Origin of the sequence: Streptomyces sp. NPDC005494, assembly GCF_042872025.1 — a bacterium.
In the GTDB taxonomy this organism is placed as follows: Bacteria; Actinomycetota; Actinomycetes; order Streptomycetales; family Streptomycetaceae; genus Streptomyces.
This window is the reverse complement of the sequence record NZ_JBIAJR010000003.1, coordinates 509,531-528,468: the sequence shown is the minus strand read 5'-3', so window position 1 is coordinate 528,468 and position 18,938 is coordinate 509,531. Positions and strand designations below refer to the sequence as shown.

The 18,938-nt window shown below is 69.3% G+C and carries 17 protein-coding genes and 1 riboswitch; of the genes, 9 read left to right on the top strand and 8 right to left on the bottom strand.

What is annotated here, in order from left to right:
• The first annotated feature begins 165 nt into the window (after window positions 1-165).
• Complete coding sequence (locus ACFYQ6_RS12340; protein ID WP_003953983.1) at window positions 166-423, top strand: WhiB family transcriptional regulator; 258 nt, start codon at window positions 166-168, stop codon at window positions 421-423.
• 174 nt (window positions 424-597) lie between these two features.
• On the opposite strand, the gene ACFYQ6_RS12335 is transcribed toward ACFYQ6_RS12340, so the two are convergent.
• Window positions 598-2,079, bottom strand: coding sequence for a PAS domain-containing sensor histidine kinase (locus tag ACFYQ6_RS12335; protein ID WP_361574118.1), 1,482 nt, complete (start codon window positions 2,077-2,079; stop codon window positions 598-600).
• A 658-nt stretch (window positions 2,080-2,737) separates the two neighbouring features.
• On the opposite strand from ACFYQ6_RS12335, the gene nagB reads away from it, so the two are divergent.
• Window positions 2,738-3,523, top strand: coding sequence for a glucosamine-6-phosphate deaminase (gene nagB, locus ACFYQ6_RS12330; RefSeq protein ID WP_356738146.1), 786 nt, complete (start codon window positions 2,738-2,740; stop codon window positions 3,521-3,523).
• A gap of 73 nt (window positions 3,524-3,596) precedes the next feature.
• On the opposite strand, the gene ACFYQ6_RS12325 is transcribed toward nagB, so the two are convergent.
• From ACFYQ6_RS12325 to ACFYQ6_RS12310, 4 genes are all read right to left on the bottom strand, one after another.
• Window positions 3,597-5,120 (bottom strand): glycoside hydrolase family 3 protein, encoded by a 1,524-nt coding sequence (locus ACFYQ6_RS12325; RefSeq protein ID WP_388762789.1) that lies wholly within the window; start codon window positions 5,118-5,120, stop codon window positions 3,597-3,599.
• A gap of 9 nt (window positions 5,121-5,129) precedes the next feature.
• Window positions 5,130-6,002 carry a carbohydrate ABC transporter permease gene (locus ACFYQ6_RS12320; protein WP_388762787.1) on the bottom strand — a complete coding sequence of 291 codons (873 nt, stop codon included), beginning with the start codon at window positions 6,000-6,002 and terminating at the stop codon, window positions 5,130-5,132.
• Window positions 5,999-7,015, bottom strand: a complete 1,017-nt coding sequence (locus tag ACFYQ6_RS12315; protein WP_361573564.1) for a sugar ABC transporter permease — start codon at window positions 7,013-7,015, stop codon at window positions 5,999-6,001. Before ACFYQ6_RS12315 ends, ACFYQ6_RS12320 begins: the two co-directional genes overlap by 4 nt.
• A gap of 126 nt (window positions 7,016-7,141) precedes the next feature.
• Window positions 7,142-8,440 carry a sugar ABC transporter substrate-binding protein gene (locus tag ACFYQ6_RS12310; RefSeq protein WP_361573562.1) on the bottom strand — a complete coding sequence of 433 codons (1,299 nt, stop codon included), beginning with the start codon at window positions 8,438-8,440 and terminating at the stop codon, window positions 7,142-7,144.
• 286 nt (window positions 8,441-8,726) lie between these two features.
• Between ACFYQ6_RS12310 and ACFYQ6_RS12305 the strand changes: the two genes are divergently transcribed.
• The 6 genes from ACFYQ6_RS12305 to ACFYQ6_RS12280 all read left to right on the top strand — a co-directional run bounded on the left by ACFYQ6_RS12305 (window position 8,727) and on the right by ACFYQ6_RS12280 (window position 16,009).
• Window positions 8,727-9,491, top strand: a complete 765-nt coding sequence (locus ACFYQ6_RS12305) for a GntR family transcriptional regulator (RefSeq protein WP_361574116.1) — start codon at window positions 8,727-8,729, stop codon at window positions 9,489-9,491.
• Window positions 9,492-9,673: 182 nt separating this feature from the next.
• Complete coding sequence (locus tag ACFYQ6_RS12300) at window positions 9,674-9,937, top strand: DUF3311 domain-containing protein (RefSeq protein ID WP_361573560.1); 264 nt, start codon at window positions 9,674-9,676, stop codon at window positions 9,935-9,937.
• The gene (gene mctP / locus ACFYQ6_RS12295) at window positions 9,934-11,571 is read left to right on the top strand and encodes a monocarboxylate uptake permease MctP (RefSeq protein WP_361573558.1); all 1,638 of its coding nucleotides are present in this window, start codon (window positions 9,934-9,936) and stop codon (window positions 11,569-11,571) included. Before ACFYQ6_RS12300 ends, mctP begins: the two co-directional genes overlap by 4 nt.
• A gap of 208 nt (window positions 11,572-11,779) precedes the next feature.
• On the top strand, window positions 11,780-12,280 hold the full coding sequence (locus tag ACFYQ6_RS12290; protein ID WP_361573556.1) for an N-acetyltransferase: 501 nt from the start codon (window positions 11,780-11,782) through the stop codon (window positions 12,278-12,280).
• A 40-nt stretch (window positions 12,281-12,320) separates the two neighbouring features.
• Window positions 12,321-12,458: riboswitch (cobalamin riboswitch) on the top strand.
• A 138-nt stretch (window positions 12,459-12,596) separates the two neighbouring features.
• On the top strand, window positions 12,597-14,993 hold the full coding sequence (locus tag ACFYQ6_RS12285) for a ribonucleoside-diphosphate reductase subunit alpha (protein WP_388762784.1): 2,397 nt from the start codon (window positions 12,597-12,599) through the stop codon (window positions 14,991-14,993).
• Window positions 14,993-16,009 carry a ribonucleotide-diphosphate reductase subunit beta gene (locus tag ACFYQ6_RS12280; protein ID WP_388762782.1) on the top strand — a complete coding sequence of 339 codons (1,017 nt, stop codon included), beginning with the start codon at window positions 14,993-14,995 and terminating at the stop codon, window positions 16,007-16,009. The genes ACFYQ6_RS12285 and ACFYQ6_RS12280 overlap by 1 nt, the downstream gene beginning before the upstream one ends.
• On the opposite strand, the gene ACFYQ6_RS12275 is transcribed toward ACFYQ6_RS12280, so the two are convergent.
• Window positions 16,006-16,218 (bottom strand): hypothetical protein, encoded by a 213-nt coding sequence (locus ACFYQ6_RS12275; RefSeq protein WP_361573550.1) that lies wholly within the window; start codon window positions 16,216-16,218, stop codon window positions 16,006-16,008. The two genes, ACFYQ6_RS12280 and ACFYQ6_RS12275, sit on opposite strands and share 4 nt — an antisense overlap.
• Window positions 16,219-16,299: 81 nt before the next feature.
• Between ACFYQ6_RS12275 and ACFYQ6_RS12270 the strand changes: the two genes are divergently transcribed.
• Window positions 16,300-17,274: a helix-turn-helix domain-containing protein gene (locus ACFYQ6_RS12270; protein ID WP_361573548.1), complete on the top strand. Its 975-nt coding sequence runs from the start codon at window positions 16,300-16,302 to the stop codon at window positions 17,272-17,274.
• Between the two features lie 63 nt (window positions 17,275-17,337).
• Here the strand turns inward: ACFYQ6_RS12270 and ACFYQ6_RS12265 are convergent, their stop codons facing one another.
• The gene (locus ACFYQ6_RS12265) at window positions 17,338-18,075 is read right to left on the bottom strand and encodes a D-Ala-D-Ala carboxypeptidase family metallohydrolase (RefSeq protein WP_356738122.1); all 738 of its coding nucleotides are present in this window, start codon (window positions 18,073-18,075) and stop codon (window positions 17,338-17,340) included.
• A 210-nt stretch (window positions 18,076-18,285) separates the two neighbouring features.
• Complete coding sequence (def, locus tag ACFYQ6_RS12260; protein ID WP_388762779.1) at window positions 18,286-18,924, bottom strand: peptide deformylase; 639 nt, start codon at window positions 18,922-18,924, stop codon at window positions 18,286-18,288.
• Window positions 18,925-18,938: the final 14 nt, after the last annotated feature.

Here is an 18,938-nt window from a genome sequence, read left to right as displayed (position 1 = left end):
GGGACGGCCCGCAACATCGGCCTCCACTGAAAGCCAGAACCCCTCCTCACCACAACAGGACCACATCCAGCTCTTCTGGGCGTCGGACCTTCGTCTGCGGGGGGATTCGTGAAAGCGTTCACATTCACAAGCACCAGCATGTAATACCAAGGAGAGGTAGCAGCCATGGACTGGCGTCACAACGCCGTTTGTCGTGAGGAAGACCCCGAGCTGTTCTTCCCCATCGGCAACACCGGTCCTGCGCTGCTGCAGATCGAGGAAGCCAAGGCCGTCTGCCGTCGCTGCCCCGTCATGGAGCAGTGCCTGCAGTGGGCGCTCGAGTCCGGCCAGGACTCCGGCGTCTGGGGTGGCCTCAGCGAGGACGAGCGCCGCGCAATGAAGCGCCGCGCCGCTCGCAACCGGGCGCGTAACGCCAGCGCCTGACCGACGCCCCCCGCACGACGAGCCTCAGCCCGGCGGCGCGTACAGAGCGTACGCACAGCCCCGCCTTCGAGTCGCAGCGCGCAGTACCCCCGAAGCGCATCGCACCGTGAGCACCACGCAGTGGGCCCGGACCGTCACCACGGTCCGGGCCCACTGCTGTGTGCGGGGCCGCCGCTACTGGTCCTTGCGGGAGGGGGCGGTCCGGACGGGGATGTCGAGCACCACCTGGGTGCCGCGATCGGGTGCCGGGACCATCCCGAAGGTGCCGCCGAGCTCACCCTCGACCAGGGTGCGCACGATCTGGAGACCCAGGTTGCCGGCCCGCTGCGGGTCGAACCCCTCGGGCAGCCCTCGCCCGTCGTCCGTGACGGTGATCAGCAGCCGGGCCTCGGCCGATGAGCCGCCGCGCACCGCGGACACCTCGACCGTGCCGTGCTCGGCGACGGTGAACGCGTGCTCGAGTGCGTTCTGCAGCACCTCGGTGAGGACCATCGACAGCGGGGTGGCCACCTCGGCGTCGAGGATCCCGAAGCGGCCCGTGCGACGGCAGGTGACCTTGCCGGGTGAGATCTCGGCGACCATGGCGATCACCCGGTCGGCGATCTCGTCGAACTCGACCCGCTCGTCCAGATTCTGGGACAGCGTCTCATGCACGATGGCGATCGAACCCACGCGCCGCACCGCCTCGTTGAGCGCCTCCCGGCCCCGCTCCGACTCCATCCGGCGCGCCTGGAGCCGCAACAGGGCAGCCACCGTCTGGAGGTTGTTCTTCACCCGGTGGTGGATCTCCCGGATGGTGGCGTCCTTGGTGATCAATTCCCGTTCACGCCGCCGCAGTTCCGTGACGTCCCGGAGCAGCACCAGCGAGCCGATGCGCACACCCTTGGGCGACAGCGGGATCGCGCGCAGCTGGATGACGCCGCCGGCGCCCTCGACCTCGAACTCCCTCGGCGCGTATCCGCTCGCCACCTTGACCAGCGCCTCGTCCACCGGGCCCCGCGACGGCGCGAGTTCGGCGGTCGTCACGCCGAGGTTGTGGCCGACGAGGTCCGAGGCCAGGCCGAGCCGGTGGTAGGCGGAGAGGCCGTTGGGGCTGGCGTACTGCACGATGCCGTCGGCGTCGAGCCGGATCAGCCCGTCGCCCACTCGTGGGGAGACGTCCATGTCGACCTGCTGGCCGGGGAACGGGAAGGACCCGGCGGCGATCATCTGGGCCAGGTCGGAGGCGGACTGGAGGTAGGTGAGCTCCAGCCGGGACGGTGTGCGCACGGTGAGCAGGTTGGTGTTGCGGCCGATGACCCCGAGGACCCGGCCCTCCCTCCGTACGGGGATCGACTCGACCCGTACGGGCACCTCCTCCCGCCATTCCGGATCGCCCTCGCGCACGATGCGGCCCTCGTCCAGGGCGGCGTCCAGCAGCGGGCGGCGGCCCCGCGGCACCAGATGGCCCACCATGTCGTCCTGGTAGGAGGTGGGGCCGGTGTTGGGCCGCATCTGCGCCACGGAGACGTAGCGGGTCCCGTCGCGGGTGGGCACCCACAGGACGAGGTCGGCGAAGGACAGATCGGAGAGCAGCTGCCACTCCGAGACCAGCAGGTGGAGCCACTCGAGGTCGGTGTCACTCAGGGCTGTGTGCTGGCGGACCAGATCGTTCATGGAGGGCACATGTGCGAGCGTACCCGCGGAATCCAAGAGGTTCCGAACCGATCGGCCCTCCGATGCGTGACACTGTGGGAGGGCGCACCGCGACGGAGAAAACCGCGCCCACGGATGGACACGGCCTATTGGTCTAGTCCACAATGCACCATGTACGGACGCCAGACCCAGGTCCCGTCCCGTGCACGACTGACCTCCGTTCTCCCCGCACAGGAGAACGGACCGAGGTGTCCGGCGCTCTCTGCCCTGACTGCGCCGACACCTCACACGGCCGGAGGCACCGCACACCGCCGGCCAGGAAACTCCGGGCTGCGGTGCCGGACGGGCTGAGGGTCCCGTCCCGGCGCCGCGGCCCGCGGGTGTTTCCGGGGCCTCCACCTCCGCCGTACGCAGCCTCCACACCCCCGCCGCACGCGACCTTCACCCCTCGCGTGCGCGGCACCCGCGCCCCCCGGTGAGCGGCCTCCGCCCTCGCAGCGCGCGGCCTCCCCACCCCCGGCGAGCGGCTTCCATCCCCCGTCGGCGCGACCGTCCGCCGACAGGGCGACAACCCGTGACGAACAGGCGAGCGGTTCACCTCCGAGCCGCCCCGTTCTGCTAGATTGGGCGCTTAGATTGGTCTATACCACCCGCCACTCTTCAGATCGGCAGGCACAGCGTGGAAGTTGTCATCGTCCCGGACGCCTCGGCAGGCGGAGAACTCATCGCGGAGGCCATCGCGGCACTGCTGAGCCGCAAGCCCGACGCCCTGCTCGGCGTTGCCACCGGCTCGACCCCGCTGCCCGTCTACAAGGCCCTGGCGGCGAAGGTCCGCTCAGGCGCCGTGGACCCGTCGAACGCACGGATCTGCCAGCTCGACGAGTACGTCGGGCTGCCCGCAGGCCACCCCGAGTCCTACCGTTCGGTCGTACTGCGCGAGGTCGTCGAGCCGCTCGGACTGTCCGAGAAGTCCTTCATGGGACCGGACGGCACGGCCGAGGACGTCCAGGCCGCCTGCGAGGCGTACGACAAGGCGCTGGCCGAGGCGGGCGGGGTGGACCTCCAGCTGCTGGGCATCGGGACCGACGGGCACATCGGCTTCAACGAGCCGTGCTCCTCGCTCGCCTCCCGCACCCGCATCAAGACGCTGACCGAGCAGACCCGGATCGACAACGCGCGCTTCTTCGACGACGACATCGAGCAGGTGCCGCGCCACGTCATCACCCAGGGCATCGGCACCATCCTGGAGGCCCGCCACCCGATCCTGCTGGCCACCGGCGAGGGCAAGGCCGAGGCCGTGGCCCGGACGGTCGAGGGCCCGGTGGCCTCCGTCGTGCCGGCGTCCGCGCTGCAGCTGCACCCGCACGCGACCGTGGTGGTCGACGAGGCCGCGGCGTCGAAGCTGAAGCTGGCGGACTACTTCCGCGCCACCTATGCGGCGAAGCCGCAGTGGCAGGGCCTGTAGGACTCCTCGTACGCGTGAGGGCCGGGCCACCGTGCGGTGGCCCGGCCCTCGTTCGTCGTCGCGTCACCCAGGGTCAGGGCGCCGTGCCGGTGATCGTCTCCGCCGCCGCGACCCCGCACACCCGGGCCGCGCCGTGCGTGGCGATGTGCCACGCGCCCCGGGGCGGCGCCATGGGCAGCCCCATCTCGACCACCGTCGTGTCCGGCCGCGCCGCCACCACGGCGTCCACCGCCGCGCCCATCCACGGGTGCCGGTGGGCGTCGCGGACGACGGCGACGATGGGCCGCTCCCCCGCCGCCCGCAGCACATCGGCAGCGGCGTTCTCGCTGCCGCTGCCGTAGGTGTCCGCCACGGTGCCGGGCAGGAGCCTGGACAGCTCCGCCGCGACGCCCCACGGCGTCTCGGCGCCGACGGCGATGTTGGCGACGGGGGTGAAGGCCGCGACGTACGCCGGCTCCCGCAGAGGTGCGGCGGAGCCCGTGACCGTCACGGCCCTGCGGGCGGCGATCAGGCCGACATCGGCTCCGGCGCCGGGCGCGGTCCCCTCCTGCATGTCCGCGCCCGACCCCGGGGCAGCCCCCCTGGCCCGCAGCGTCCATGACGCCAGGGCCCGTACACGTGCGGCGGCGTCGGCCAGCCGCTCCTCCGGCAGTTCACCGGTCCGCACCGCCGTCACCAGCGCGTCACGCAGCCGCAGCACGGTGTCCTCGTCGGCCAGCCCGCCGCCGACGCAGATGGCGTCGGCGCCCGCGGCTATGGCGAGGACCGATCCGCGCTCGATGCCGTACGTCCCGGCGATGGCGTCCATCTCCATGCCGTCGGTGACGATCAGCCCGTCGTAGCCCAGCTCCTCGCGCAGCAGACCGGTGAGGATGCGAGGGCTCAGGGTCGCGGGCCGGGACGGGTCGAGTGCGGGTAGCAGGATATGTGCGCTCATCACGGATTTGGAACCCGCTGCGATGGCGGCCCGGAAAGGCACCAGCTCACGGGCGTGCAGGGTGTCCGAATCCACATCGATGCGCGGCAGCGCGTGGTGCGAGTCGACCGCCGTGTCGCCGTGCCCCGGGAAGTGCTTGGTGCACGCGGCGACGCCGGCGGCCTGGAGGCCTTGGACGTACGCCGCGGTGTGGCGGGCCACGAGGGCCGGGTCGGCGCCGAAGGAGCGCACGCCGATCACCGGGTTTCCCGGATCGGAGTTGACGTCCGCGGACGGGGCCCAGTTGAGGTTGACCCCGCACTCGGCGAGCCTCCGGCCGAGCTCCCTGGCGACGGCCCTGGTCAGGTCCACGTCGTCGACGGCGCCCAGGGCGAGGTTGCCGGGGAAGGAGGAGCCGTTGCGGACCTCCAGCCGGGTGACGTCGCCGCCCTCCTCGTCGATCGCGACGAGTACGTCGTCCCGCTCGGCCCGCAGCCGCGCGGTGAGCGCCGCCAGCTGCTCGGGCGAATCGATGTTCCGGCCGAACAGCCCGACGGACGCCAGCCCTTCGCCCACCCTGCGCAGGAGCCAGTCCGGGGCCGTGGTGCCGGTGAAGCCCGGCTGGAGGACGGCCAGGGCGTCACGGGTGACGGTGTCCGTGGTGGATACGAGTGTGGTCATGAGGCTGCGTTATCCCTTCACGGCGCCGGAGGTGAGCCCCGTAGCCATCTTCCCCTGGATGATCATGAAGAAGATGACGACCGGGATGGAGATGAGCGTGGAGGCCGCCATCAGCGCGCCGTAGTCCGTTCCGCGCTCCGTCGTGAACGTCATCAGCCACACGTTGAGCGTGTACTTGGAGTTGTCGTTGATCAGGATGTACGCGAAGAGGTACTCGTTCCAGGCGTTGACCAGCGCGAAGATCGACGCGGCGGCGAGCCCCGGTGCCAGCAGCGGGAAGATGACCCGGCGGAAGGCTCCCATGCGGGTGCATCCGTCCACCATCGCGGACTCCTCGAGCTCCACGGGGATGTTGATGACGAATCCGCGGATCATGATGGTCGCGAACGGCAGCGTGGAGACCAGGTAGACGACGATGAGTCCCCAGTACTCGTCGATGCCTCCCAGCGCGTTGAGCTGGAGGTAGATCGGGATCAGCATCGCGGTCGGCGGCAGCATCTGGACCAAGATCATGATCATCATCAGCGCCTTCCGCCCGAAGAAGCGGAAGCGCCCGATGGCCAGCGCCGCGAGGGTCGCGATGATCATGCCGCCGACGACGGCGGTGACCGAGACGATCAGGCTCGACTGGATCGCGGTGGCGAAGTTGTCCTGCTTCACCGCGCGCGCGAAGTTGTCGAAGGTGAGGGAGGACGGCCACAGGGTCTGGTCGTAGGACCGGATCTCGTGGTTGGGGCGCAGCGAGCTGACGATCAGCCAGTAGACCGGGAAGGCCATGATCCCGGCCGTGACCAGCGCCAGGATGTTGTAGCCGAGCCGGTTCCTCTTGCGGTCCGGCCGCAGGACCTGGGCCGACGCGTTCGTGGGCGTGGAGGCGCTCATTCGACCTCTCCCGTCTTGATCAGCTGGCGCAGGTAGTACACGGCGACGCCGGACAGCATCAGGACGGTGATCAGTGCGATCGCACTGCCCTGGCTGAAGGAGGTGGACTCGAACGCCTTGGAGAAGGAGTAGAGACCGAGGGTCTCGTACTCGGGTTCGGGCTTGTTGCCGCGCAGCAGCCAGATCTGGCCGAACACGTTGAAGTCCCAGATGACCGAGAGCGTGGCGACCATCGTGAAGACCGGCTTGATGACGGGCCAGGTCACGTAGCGGTAGACGCCGAAGGCGGTGGCTCCGTCGAGGGCGGCCGCCTCCTCCAGTTCCTTCGGGACCTGGGTGAGGGCCGCGTACATCGTGATCACGACGAACGGGATGGCGCCCCAGACGACCAGCAGCGTGATGATGCCGAAGCCCTGCCACGGGTCGAGGAACCAGTTGTGCCCCAGCCACTTGTCCTCGTTGCCGGTGATGTCGGCGAGCAGGGTGTTGATCAGGCCGTAGTCGGAGTCGGAGAGCCACCGGAAGACCGAGGCGGCGACCATGAGCGGCATCGACCATGCGGCGATCAGGGCCACGGTGAGGACGAGCCGGACCCAGGTGGAGAGCTTCAGCATCATCAGGGCGATGAGCAGCCCGAGGCCCATGGTCAGCGTGACGCAGACGACCATGAAGACGACGGTTCTGCCGACGACCGCCCAGAACTCCGGGTCGCCGAGGATGTTGGTGAACTGCTCGAAGCCGACCCACGGGGTCTCGCCGTTGCCCCACAGGGCCGCCCGTCCCAGGTCCTGGAAGGACATGATCACGGTCTTGATCAGCGGGTAGACGTAGACGGCGGCGATAGCCAGGATCGCCGGCAGGATCAGGAGGTAAGGGAGGAGTTCTCCCTTCTTACGCCGCTTCTTCGGGCGGGGCCCGTCGGCTTCCTGTCCGGAGGGTGAGACCCCGGTCTTCTCCGGGACACGCGGTACGGGGACTGGTGGACCGGCGGCCTTGGTGTCGGCAGCAGTCACGTGACTGACCTTCCATCGGGATTCCGGGGATCTGCACCCGGGAATCACGGCGTTTCTACCTGAGAAAAGGGAGGCGGGGGCCCGGTGTTCGCCGGACCCCCGCCTGGAGAGCCGAAGGCCCGGGGACTACTTGTTGATGAGCTCGTTGATCTTGTCGTCGGCCTTCTTGGCGGCGTCGGCCACCGAGGCGCCCTTGAGGATCTCCAGGAGCATGTTCTCCAGGACCTCCTCCTTCTCGATGGAGGTCCAGCCCGGCGCGATCGGCGTGAACCAGGCGTCCGGCACCGCGTTGGCGACGGCGGCCGTCTCGGGCTTGGACTTCAGCGGCTCGAGCTGCTTCTCGTTGTTCGGGAGGATGTTCTTGGAGGTGAGCACCTCCTGCGACTTCTCACTGGTGAAGAGGGAGACCCACTCCTCGCCCAGGTCGGTGACCTTCGACTTGGCGGTCACCGCGAGGTCCGAACCACCGATGAAGGACGGGAGGGCCTTGCCGTTCGGGCCGGGCATGCCGGCCGTGCCGATCTTGCCCTCGAGCTTCGGGTTGCCGTTGTTGGCACCGTCGACGACGGAGCCGGCCTCCCAGCCGTTGCCGTAGATCAACGAGGTCTTCTCGTTGGCCATGACGTTGGCGTGGTCCTGCTCGTCCTTCGTCTGGTCGGCCTTGTTGTACTTCTTGACCAGGTTGACGAAGTGCTCGATGCCCTTCTGGGACTCGGGGGAGGAGAGGTTGCCCTTCCACTCCTTCGCGCCCTCGTCGTACTCGGCGATGGAGCCGCCGTAGCCCGCGACGTAGGACATGGCCGCGTACCAGTAACGGCCCGGCAGGTAGAGGGACGAGAAGCGCTTGTCCTTCTTGCTGTACTCGGCCGAGACCTTGTCGAGCGCCGTGAGCAGCTCGTCCTCGGTCTGCGGCAGGACGTCGCTGCCGGTGCCCTTCTTGAGCATGTCCTTGTTGTAGATCGCGACACGGGCACCCGCGTAGTAGGGCACGCAGAACTGCTTGCCCTCGAAGGTGCAGGTGTCCTTCAGACCCTTGATCCAGGTGTCCGAGTTGTCATACTTCTTGGGGTCGATCTCGGCGAGGGCGCCGTTGAGGATGTACTGCATCGTCTCGGTGTTGCCGAGCTCGACGACGTCCGGGAACTTGTCGCCACCGAGGGCCGTGTCGAGCTTCTTGGCCTTGTCCGCCCACTGCTGGTACTGGACGTCGACCTTGACCTTCGGGTACTTCTTCTTGAACTGCGCGTTGACGTCCTTGACCAGCTCCGGCCAGGTGCTCTGCGCGTCAACCATCAGCCAGACCGTCAGGCTCTCGGTACGGTCCTTCGGGTCCTTCGAGGCGTTGTCACTACCGTCCCCACCACACGCCGCGATACCGGTCATCATCGCTGCGACGCCTACTGCCGCAATGAGCTTGCGATTCATGCCACACCCTCCTCAGGGATACCAGCAACCCCCCGCCCACCGCGAAGACGTACGCCTGGCGCTACCTGTGGGGCTGGGACCTGGTCTTTAATGGTTTAGACCAGTACCGGGAGCTTGGCCTAGACCTTTAGGGGTGTCAAGGGTGTATAAGAAGTGCACTCGCGTCCGTTATCGGACCGACACCTGAGGGAGGGCGACGACCCGTGACCGGACCGTGCCACCATGTGAGCCGCTACAGACGGAGGAGCCGGTGACGGCAGCAACGCAGCAGTCGGGAAGGCGGGCCATGGGTGCCGACGGGGGCAGCAGTACGAGCGAGACCGGTGCGGGTGGGCGTACGGCACGCGTCCCGAAGTACTACCGGCTCAAGCGCCATCTCCTCGACATGACGGACACCATGCCGCCGGGCACCCCGGTGCCGCCCGAGCGAACCCTGGCCGCCGAGTTCGACACCTCGCGCACCACCGTGCGCCAGGCCCTCCAGGAGCTGGTCGTCGAGGGCCGGCTGGAACGCATCCAGGGCAAGGGCACCTTCGTCGCCAAGCCGAAGGTCTCCCAGGCTCTGCAACTCACCTCGTACACCGAGGACATGCGCGCCCAGGGCCTCGAACCGACCTCGCAGCTGCTGGACATCGGCTACGTCACGGCGGACGACACACTCGCCGGGCTGCTGGACATCACGGCCGGCGGGCGGGTGCTGCGGATCGAGCGGCTCCGGCTGGCCAGCGGTGAACCGATGGCCATCGAGACCACGCACCTCTCGGCCAAGCGCTTCCCCGCGCTGCGGCGTTCCCTGGTGAAGTACACCTCTCTCTACACCGCGCTGGCCGAGGTGTACGACGTCCGGCTGGCCGAGGCCGAGGAGACCATCGAGACCTCCCTCGCCACTCCGCGCGAGGCGGGGCTGCTCGGCACGGACGTGGGCCTGCCGATGCTCATGCTGTCCCGTCACTCGATCGACGGACACGGCGAACCGGTCGAGTGGGTGCGCTCGGTGTACCGCGGCGACCGCTACAAGTTCGTGGCCCGCCTGAAGCGTCCCACCGACTGAGACACAGACGGACACGCGGCCCCACCGGTCCTCCCGCGCACGCGCGGGGGGACCGGTCGTTTTCGGGCGCTCACCGGACCGTTGCCGGACCGCAATGCGGACGGGGGGTGACGGTGGCCGGATCTCTCGCCTAGATTTCCTGCGCATTACACCAGGTGATCAGCGAGGGGACGGAGTCGCCAATGACGGAAGAAAACGATGCGAAACCACCGGTGGTGACACCCGCCAGAGTGGTCATCGCGCTCTGTCTGATCGCCCCGTTCGTGGCGATGCTCTGGGTGGGCTCGTACGCGAAGGTCGAACCGACCTTCGTAGGCATCCCGTTCTTCTACTGGTACCAGATGCTCTGGGTGCTCCTGTCGACCGCCCTCACGATGGTCGCGTACAAGCTGTGGCAGCGTGACCAGCGCGCCCAGCGTGCCCGCAAGGGGGGTGCTTCCGCATGAAGGACGGCGTGAACGGCGTCGCACTCGCCGTGTTCATCTTCTTCTTCCTGGCCGTCACGGTCATCGGGTTCATGGCCGCGCGCTGGCGCAAGGCCGAGAACGAGGCCAGCCTCGACGAATGGGGCCTGGGCGGACGGTCGTTCGGCACCTGGGTGACCTGGTTCCTGCTGGGGGGCGACCTCTACACGGCGTACACCTTCGTCGCGGTGCCGGCGGCGATCTACGCGGCGGGCGCGGCGGGCTTCTTCGCCGTCCCGTACACGATCCTCGTCTACCCGCTGATCTTCACCTTCCTGCCGCGCCTCTGGTCGGTCTCGCACAAGCACGGCTACGTCACCACCTCGGACTTCGTCCGAGGGCGCTTCGGTTCGAAGGGCCTCTCGCTGGCGGTCGCCCTCACCGGCATCCTCGCCACGATGCCGTACATCGCGCTCCAGCTGGTCGGCATCCAGGCCGTGCTGGACGTCATGGGCGTGGGCGGCGGCGAGACGACGCACTGGTTCATCAAGGACCTGCCGCTGCTGATCGCGTTCGCGGTCCTCGCGGCGTACACGTACTCCTCGGGCCTGCGTGCCCCCGCGCTGATCGCGTTCGTCAAGGACGGCCTGATCTATCTGGTCATCGCCGTGGCGATCATCTACATCCCGATAAAGCTCGGCGGGTTCGACGACATCTTCGCCAAGGCGAGCGAGGCGTTCTCGGCGAAGAACGAGGCCGCCGGCAAGCCCGTCGCCGGCCTCGTGCCGGGCGAGATGGGCCAGTGGGGCTACGCGACCCTCGCGCTGGGTTCGGCGCTCGCCCTCTTCATGTACCCGCACTCGATCACGGCGACGCTCTCCAGCCGCAGCCGTGAGGTGATCCGGCGCAACACCACGATCCTGCCGTTGTACTCGCTGATGCTCGGCCTCCTGGCCCTGCTCGGCTTCATGGCGATCGCCGCCGGGGTCAAGGTGGACAACGGACAGTTGGCGATCCCGCAGCTGTTCGAGAACATGTTCCCCGACTGGTTCGCGGGCGTGGCCTTCGCCGCGATCGGTATCGGCGCGCTGGTGCCGGCCGCGATCATGTCGATCGCCGCGGCGAACCTCTTCACCCGCAACATCTACAAGGACTTCATCAAGCCCGACGCGACCCCGGCCCAGGAGACCAAGGTCTCCAAGCTGGTCTCGCTCCTGGTCAAGGTCGGCGCACTCGTCTTCGTCCTCACCATGGACAAGACGGTCGCGATCAACTTCCAGCTGCTGGGCGGCATCTGGATCCTCCAGACGATGCCGGCCCTGGTCGGCGGCCTGTTCACCCGCTGGTTCCACCGCTGGGCACTGATCGCCGGCTGGGCGGTCGGCATGCTCTACGGCACGGTGGCGGCGTACGGCGTGGCCAGCCCGACCCAGAAGCACTTCGGCGGGTCCTCCAAGGAGATCCCCGGCATAGGCGAGATCGGCTACATCGGTCTCACCGCCTTCGTGCTGAACGTCGTCGTCGTGGTCGTCCTGACCTTCGTCCTCAACGCGGTGAAGGCACCGGCGGGCGTGGACGAGACCTCCCCCGGCGACTACACGGCGGACGTGGGCGACCCGGGCGTCAAGGCGGAACTGCCGCCGGCCACGGTGGGCGCCCCGGGCGGGGGCCACTGACCTCGCGCCACTGGTGAGAAGTGCGGCTTCCGTCCCGGCAGGGCCCTTCCTGCCGGGACGGCGTCGTTTCCGGGACCCGGGGCGGCGTCGTTCCGGGACCCGCTCCGTGGGACCCGGGACGGCGTCCTCCCGTGGCCCCGTCCCCCGGAGGGGCCACGGGACGAAACAGGGGCGCGCGGCGCACACCGCCTGGTGCACACTTCCGCCCATGGACGTATCGATCAGGCCGGTCCTGCCCGCCCATCACGAGGAACTGGGCGAGATCACCGCCCAGGCGTATCTCGGCGACGGTCTCCTGGACTTCGGAGCCGAGGACCCCTATCTGGAACAGCTCCGCGCGGTCGGCCGCCGGGCGGCCGAGGCCGAGGTGCTGGTGGCGCTGGACGCCGGGGGACGCCTGCTGGGAGGCGTCACGTACGTCGCGCCCGGCAGCCCGTGGGCCGACATAGCCGGGGAGGACGAGGCGGAGTTCCGGATGCTGGCAGTCGCACCGGAGGCCCGGGGGCGGGGCGCCGGCGAGGCGCTGGTGCGTGCCTGTGTCGACCGGGCGCGGGCCGCGGGAGGACTTACCGGAATCGTCCTGTCGACGCAGCCGGCCATGCTGGGCGCCCACCGCATCTACCGGCGTCTCGGCTTCGAGCGGACTCCGGAACGGGACTGGAACCCTCTTCCCGATCTCCCGCTCCTCACCTTCCGCCTGACCCTGTGACCCCTCACGACACAAGATGTGGGGGCTGCATCATTCGGTAGCCCCCACATGTATGCTCGACCTCGCTGTCGTCGCAGGGGAATCCGGTGTGAGTCCGGAACTGTCCCGCAACGGTGTGACCGGCGCGCTCGCGCGCACCGGCGAAGTCCGAAGACCTGTCGACAGTGCGTCCGGCTCGACCGAACCGGACGCCGAGACGTCCGGGCCCCGCGGAGGGCCGGTGGACGCCGTGCACTCCGTGCGCCCTTCGACGGGCTTCGCCGTGCCCGGCTGCCCCGCTCCCGCAGGCACCGAGCCGAGCGAGGGATAGCCCCAAGTGACCATCGCGCCAGCCGATCCGGTTTCAGCCACGGATTACGAAGGCCGCACGACCGACGCGCCCGGGACCGCACTGCTGCGGACCCTGACCGCTCTGACGGCCGATCTCCCCGACACCGACCCCGGCCGGGTCGCCGCCGCCGCGCTCCGCGGCCGCAGCGCGCGGGCGGACGAGGCGGAGCTGCGCTCGCTGGCCACCGAGGCCGCGGCAGGCCTGATCTCCGAGGACCCGGCGTACTCCCGGCTGGCCGCCCGGCTCCTCACCCGTGCCGTGGCGGACGAGGCGGCCGGGCAGGGCGCCGTCTCCTTCTCCGCTTCGGTCGCCGTGGGGCACCGCGAAGGCCTGATCGCGGACCGTACGGCGGAGTTCGTCGCACTGCACTCCGCGGCCCTGGACGCCCTGGTCGAGCAGGCGCTCGCCGACGGCGCCGACGACCGCTTCGGCTACTTCGGGCTCCGGACGCTGCACAGCCGCTACCTGCTGCGCCACCCGCTCACACGCCAGGTCGTCGAGACCCCGCAGCACTTCATGCTGCGCGTCGCCGCCGGGCTCGCCGAGGACACCTCCGAGCGGGCTCTGGAGGAAGTGGCGGCGCTGTACGGCCTGATGAGCCGGCTCGACTACCTCCCCTCCTCCCCCACCCTGTTCAACTCCGGCACCCGCCACCCGCAGATGTCCTCCTGCTACCTGCTGGACTCCCCGCTGGACGAGCTCGACTCGATCTACGACCGCTACCACCAGGTGGCGCGCCTCTCCAAGCACGCGGGCGGCATCGGACTCTCCTACTCCCGCATCCGGGCCCGGGGTTCACTCATCCGGGGGACCAACGGGCACTCCAACGGCATCGTGCCGTTCCTGAAGACGCTCGACGCCTCCGTCGCAGCCGTCAACCAGGGAGGCCGGCGCAAGGGGGCGGCCGCGGTCTACCTGGAGACCTGGCACGCGGACATCGAGGAGTTCCTGGAGCTGCGCGACAACACCGGTGAGGACCAGCGGCGCACGCACAACCTCAACCTGGCCCACTGGATCCCGGACGAGTTCATGCGCCGCGTCGACGCGGACACCGAGTGGTCGCTGTTCTCCCCGGCGGACACCCCCGAGCTGGTGGACCTGTGGGGCGACGAGTTCGACGCGGCCTACCGCGCGGCCGAGGCGAAGGGGCTGGCCCGCAAGACGATGCCGGCGCGTGAGCTGTACGGGCGGATGATGCGGACCCTCGCGCAGACCGGGCAGGGCTGGATGACGTTCAAGGACGCCTCCAACCGCACGGCCAACCAGACCGCCGAGCCGGGCCGCGTCGTCCACTCGTCGAATCTCTGCACGGAGATCCTGGAGGTCACGGATGACGGCGAGACGGCCGTCTGCAACCTCGGCTCGGTCAACCTCGGCGCGTTCGTCGCCGACGGCACCATCGACTGGGAGCGGCTGGACGCCACCGTCCGCACCGCGGTGACCTTCCTCGACCGCGTGGTGGACATCAACTTCTACCCCACCGAGCAGGCAGGCCGTTCCAACGCCCGCTGGCGCCCCGTGGGCCTGGGCGCGATGGGCCTCCAGGACGTGTTCTTCCAGCTGCGCCTGCCGTTCGACTCCCCCGAGGCCCGCGCGCTGTCCACGAAGATCTCCGAGCGGATCATGCTGGCCGCCTACGAGGCCTCCTGCGCCCTGGCCGAGCGGTCCGGGCCGTTGCCCGCCTGGTCCGAGACCCGCGCCGCCCGTGGCGTCCTGCACCCGGACCACTACGACACCGAGCTGAACTGGCCGGAGCGCTGGGACGCGCTGCGCGCCAGGGTCGCGAAGACCGGGATGCGCAACTCGCTGCTGCTCGCCATCGCGCCGACCGCGACGATCGCGTCGATCGCCGGGGTGTACGAGTGCATCGAGCCGCAGGTCTCCAACCTCTTCAAGCGCGAGACGCTCAGCGGTGAGTTCCTCCAGGTCAACGCGTACCTGGTGGAGGAGCTGAAGAAGCTCGGCGTCTGGGACGCCCGCACCCGTGAGGCGCTGCGCGAGGCGAGTGGCTCGGTGCAGGGCTTCGGGTGGATCCCCGAGGACGTACGGGCGCTGTACCGCACGGCGTGGGAGATCCCGCAGCGCGGCCTGATCGACATGGCGGCGGCCCGTACGCCGTTCCTCGACCAGAGCCAGTCGCTGAACCTGTTCCTGGAGACGCCGACGATCGGCAAGCTCTCCTCGATGTACGCGTACGCCTGGAAGCAGGGGCTGAAGACGACGTACTACCTGCGCTCGCGCCCGGCGACCCGGATCGCCCGCGCGGCGTCCGGCGCGGCGTCGGCCGCGGCCCCCGTTCCCGTACAGCAGGCCTCGGCTCCCGACGCGGACGCGATCGCCTGTTCCCTCGAAAACCCCGAGTCCTGCGAGGCCTGCCAGTAATGAGCACATCCGAGAACAAGAACCTGCTCGACCCGGGCTTCGAACTGACGCTGCGCCCCATGCGCTACCCGGACTTCTACGAGCGCTACCGGGACGCGATCAAGAACACGTGGACCGTCGAGGAGGTCGACCTCCACTCGGACGTCGCCGACCTCGCGAAGCTCTCCCCCGGTGAGCAGCACATGATCGGCCGGCTGGTCGCGTTCTTCGCGACGGGCGACTCGATCGTCTCCAACAACCTGGTGCTGACGCTCTACAAGCACATCAACTCGCCCGAGGCCCGGCTGTACCTGTCGCGTCAGCTGTTCGAGGAGGCCGTGCACGTCCAGTTCTACCTGACGCTGCTCGACACCTATCTGCCCGACCCGGAGGACCGTGCGGCGGCCTTCGACGCGGTCGAGGAGATCCCCTCCATCCGCGAGAAGGCGCAGTTCTGCTTCCGGTGGATGGACTCGGTCGAGAAGATCGAGCGGCTGGAGACGATGGCCGACCGCCGTCGTTTCCTGCTCAACCTGATCTGCTTCGCCGCGTGCATCGAGGGGCTGTTCTTCTACGGAGCCTTCGCCTACGTCTACTGGTTCCGCTCGCGCGGTCTGCTGCACGGTCTCGCCACGGGCACCAACTGGGTGTTCCGTGACGAGACGATGCACATGAACTTCGCCTTCGAGGTCGTGGACACCGTCCGCAAGGAGGAGCCGGACCTCTTCGACGACGCACTCCAGCAGCAGGTCACCGACATGCTGCGCGAGGCGGTCGAGGCGGAGCTGCAGTTCGGCCGCGACCTGTGCGGCGAGGGCCTGCCGGGGATGAACACCGAGTCGATGCGCCAGTACCTGGAGTGCGTCGCCGACCAGCGGCTCACCCGGCTCGGCTTCCCGCCGCTCTACGGCTCCGAGAACCCGTTCTCCTTCATGGAGCTCCAGGGGGTGCAGGAGCTGACCAACTTCTTCGAACGCCGGCCCTCCGCGTACCAGGTGGCGGTGGAGGGGTCGGTCGGCTTCGACGACGACTTCTAGATCCTGGCCCAGGACCTGAGGTACGGGCGCCGCGTGGCCGTGACGGGCCGCGCGGCGTCCGCCGTTTCCGGGGGCCGGACCTCCCGGTGGAGTTCCGCCTCCCGCAGCTCACGGTCGATGCGGCGCTCCCGCGCGAACCCGACGAGGGCGGGCAGCAGGACGAGGGCGAAAAGTGCGGTTATGGACAGGTAGCTCAGGAATGTGTTCATGGCTCTACTGTCGTCCGTCCGCCCGGATTCGGTCAGTGGCAGGACTGTCACACACCCTCGAATTACTGCCACACTGACGTCATGCTGAAGAATGTCGCCGTTCTGTTGCTCGACGATGTCCACCCCTTCGAACTCGGCGTCCTGTGCGAGGTGTTCGGACTCGACCGTTCCGAGGAAGGGCTCCCCGTCCACGACTTCGCCGTCGTGTCCGCCGAGGGCCCGACCCTGCGGACCCACGCCGGTTTCTCCATCAGCGCGCTCTGCGAGCTCGACCGGCTGGAGGAGGCCGAGCTCATCGCTGTGCCCTCAGGAGGCCGCTTCTCGGAGCGGACGTACCCGCGGGAGGCCCTGGAGGCACTGCGCCGGGCCGTGGAACGCGGGGCGAGGGTCCTGAGCGTCTGCTCCGGCGCCTTCGTCCTGGGCGCGGCCGGGCTGCTGGACGGGCGCCGCTGCACCACCCACTGGAGGCATGCCGACGAGCTGGCCCGCCGTTTCCCCGAGGCCCGGGTGGAGCCGGACGTGCTCTACGTGGACGAGGGCCCGGTCATCACGTCGGCGGGCACGGCCGCGGGCATCGACGCCGCCCTGCACCTGGTCCGCCAGGCGTACGGGCCGACGGTCGCGAACACCCTCGCGCGCCGCATGGTGGTGCCCCCGCACCGGGACGGCGGCCAGGCGCAGTACATCAAGCGCCCGTTGCCGCCCACGCGGTGCGACACGGTCGGTGAGACGCTCGCCTGGATGGAGCGCCATCTCGACGAGGAGCTGACCGTCGAGCAGCTGGCCGCCCAGACCCACATGTCACCCCGCACCTTCGCCCGCCGCTTCCAGCAGGAGACCGGCACCACGCCGTACCGCTGGCTGCTGCGCCAGCGGGTACTGCTGGCGCAGCACCTCCTGGAGACCTCGGACGAGACGATGGACACGATCGCGGGCCGTACCGGTTTCGGCAACGCGGCGGCACTGCGTCATCAGTTCGTACGGGCGCTCGGCACGACGCCGAACGCGTACCGCCGTACGTTCCGGGGACCGGCCGGCCTGGTGGAAGTGGCCTGAGCGCAGGGCCCCGCCGGGGGTGATCATCACCCCCGGCGGGGCCGGACTGCCGAAGGAGTGCGGTCAGATGCCGCACTGCGAGGCCGACCAGAAGTGGCTCGGCCCCTGGTTCACGTGGATGTGGTCGCCGTGCCCGGCGTAGCCCGGGCCGAGGATCCCGTTGAACCCGTGGTTGCGGGCCTGCTGGGCGATGGTGCACAGCGAGTGGGGCCCGGCACCGAGGTCGACGGCGTCACCGTACAGGTGGCGGCTGTTCGTCGCTCCGCCCACCGCCGAGTTGCAGGAGGTCGACCGGAAGCCGCTGGTGACCCGCAGCGGCTGGTCCCCCAGGGCGTGCCGCAGGGCCTGCAGCTTCCACATGCTGCTCAGGGCGTTGGCCTTGGCCGTACCCGCGGCGACCGCTCCGCCCGCCCAGGTGCTGTTGCACTGGTTGAGCTCGGGATAGGTGAAGTTCACGGGGGTGCAGTCGTCGTCCTGGAGCGCGTAGATCTTGGCCTGCGTGGCCGGTCCGGCGATCCCGTCGGCGGCGAGCCCGTACGCGGACTGGAAGCGCTTGACCGCGGCCGTGGTGGCGGGGCCGTAGGAGCCGTCGATGGCGAGCACGGAGTTGTAGCCCGGGTAACCGGCCACCCGGATCTGGAGCTGGGTGACGTCGTTGCCCGTGGCGCCCGGCGAGAGCGTGCGGGTCCAGGTGTAACAGCCGTCGGCCTGCGCGGTGCCGGCGGTGACGAGGGCCCCGCCGACGGCGAAAGCCATGGTCATGACAAGGCCGAGCAGCAGATGTGCGGTACGTCTGATCATGGGGGGTCTCCCTGCACGATGAGGACTTGCTCTGCGGTGTAGGGGTGAGCCTGGCGGACGGGTCGACGCGCGTCAACTACGCCCCGGAGAACGTTGGTTGGCCGATCCTCCGCAGAGAGGTTTCGCCGCGCCGCCCGACAAGGACCGGACACGGGTGAGGGGCTCCGCCGGCCGGCGGAGCCCCTCACCCGCGGGAGTCGTCGCGAAGGGTCAGTCGTTGGGGACGACCTCGTAGCGCGGCGTGCCCTCGGCCATCTGCTTCAGCGCGTCCTTGCGGTCCCGCTTCGAGAGCCGGTCGATGTAGAGGTAGCCGTACAGGTGGTCCGTCTCGTGCTGGAGGCAGCGCGCGAAGTAACCGCTGCCCCGCACCTTGACCGGGTTGCCCTGGGCGTCCTGGCCGCGCACCACCGCGTAGTCGGGGCGGGCGAGCGAGGCGTAGGCCGTCGGCACGGAGAGGCATCCCTCGTTGGAGTCGTCGAGGTTGCGCTGCTCCGGAGCCAGGTCCTCCAGGACCGGGTTGCAGATCGCGCCCACGTGCCGCACGCCGTCGTCGTCCGGGCAGTCGTAGACGAAGACCTTGCGGTCCACACCGATCTGGTTCGCGGCCAGGCCGACGCCCTCGGCCGTGCGCTGGCTGGCGAACATGTCGTCGATCAGCTGGGCGAGCTCGTCGTCGAACTCCGTGACGTCGCTGCACTCCTTGTGCAGCACCGGGTTGCCGACCACCGTGATCGGGCGCGAGGTCCCGCGCTCGCGGTGCGCCGCCTCACGCGCCTCGCAGTCCTCGGTGTCCACGAGGAATCCCTCGTCGTCCACACCGGCCTGCTGGTCCGTCTCCTGCTGCGACATGTCCGCCGTACGCC

Bases quoted from the DNA above. Each gene is read 5' to 3' on its own strand.
- ACFYQ6_RS12290 (WP_361573556.1), top strand. From the start codon at position 11,780: ATGGACGTATCGATCAGGCCGGTCCTGCCCGCCCATCACGAGGAACTG.
- ACFYQ6_RS12265 (WP_356738122.1), bottom strand. From the start codon at position 18,075: ATGATCAGACGTACCGCACATCTGCTGCTCGGCCTTGTCATGACCATG.
- ACFYQ6_RS12280 (WP_388762782.1), top strand. From the start codon at position 14,993: ATGAGCACATCCGAGAACAAGAACCTGCTCGACCCGGGCTTCGAACTG.
- ACFYQ6_RS12305 (WP_361574116.1), top strand. From the start codon at position 8,727: ATGGGTGCCGACGGGGGCAGCAGTACGAGCGAGACCGGTGCGGGTGGG.
- ACFYQ6_RS12270 (WP_361573548.1), top strand. From the start codon at position 16,300: ATGCTGAAGAATGTCGCCGTTCTGTTGCTCGACGATGTCCACCCCTTC.
- ACFYQ6_RS12325 (WP_388762789.1), bottom strand. From the start codon at position 5,120: ATGACCACACTCGTATCCACCACGGACACCGTCACCCGTGACGCCCTG.
- ACFYQ6_RS12320 (WP_388762787.1), bottom strand. From the start codon at position 6,002: ATGAGCGCCTCCACGCCCACGAACGCGTCGGCCCAGGTCCTGCGGCCG.
- def (WP_388762779.1), bottom strand. From the start codon at position 18,924: ATGTCGCAGCAGGAGACGGACCAGCAGGCCGGTGTGGACGACGAGGGA.
- ACFYQ6_RS12335 (WP_361574118.1), bottom strand. From the start codon at position 2,079: ATGAACGATCTGGTCCGCCAGCACACAGCCCTGAGTGACACCGACCTC.
- ACFYQ6_RS12300 (WP_361573560.1), top strand. From the start codon at position 9,674: ATGACGGAAGAAAACGATGCGAAACCACCGGTGGTGACACCCGCCAGA.
- ACFYQ6_RS12275 (WP_361573550.1), bottom strand. From the start codon at position 16,218: ATGAACACATTCCTGAGCTACCTGTCCATAACCGCACTTTTCGCCCTC.
- ACFYQ6_RS12310 (WP_361573562.1), bottom strand. From the start codon at position 8,440: ATGAATCGCAAGCTCATTGCGGCAGTAGGCGTCGCAGCGATGATGACC.
- ACFYQ6_RS12340 (WP_003953983.1), top strand. From the start codon at position 166: ATGGACTGGCGTCACAACGCCGTTTGTCGTGAGGAAGACCCCGAGCTG.
- mctP (WP_361573558.1), top strand. From the start codon at position 9,934: ATGAAGGACGGCGTGAACGGCGTCGCACTCGCCGTGTTCATCTTCTTC.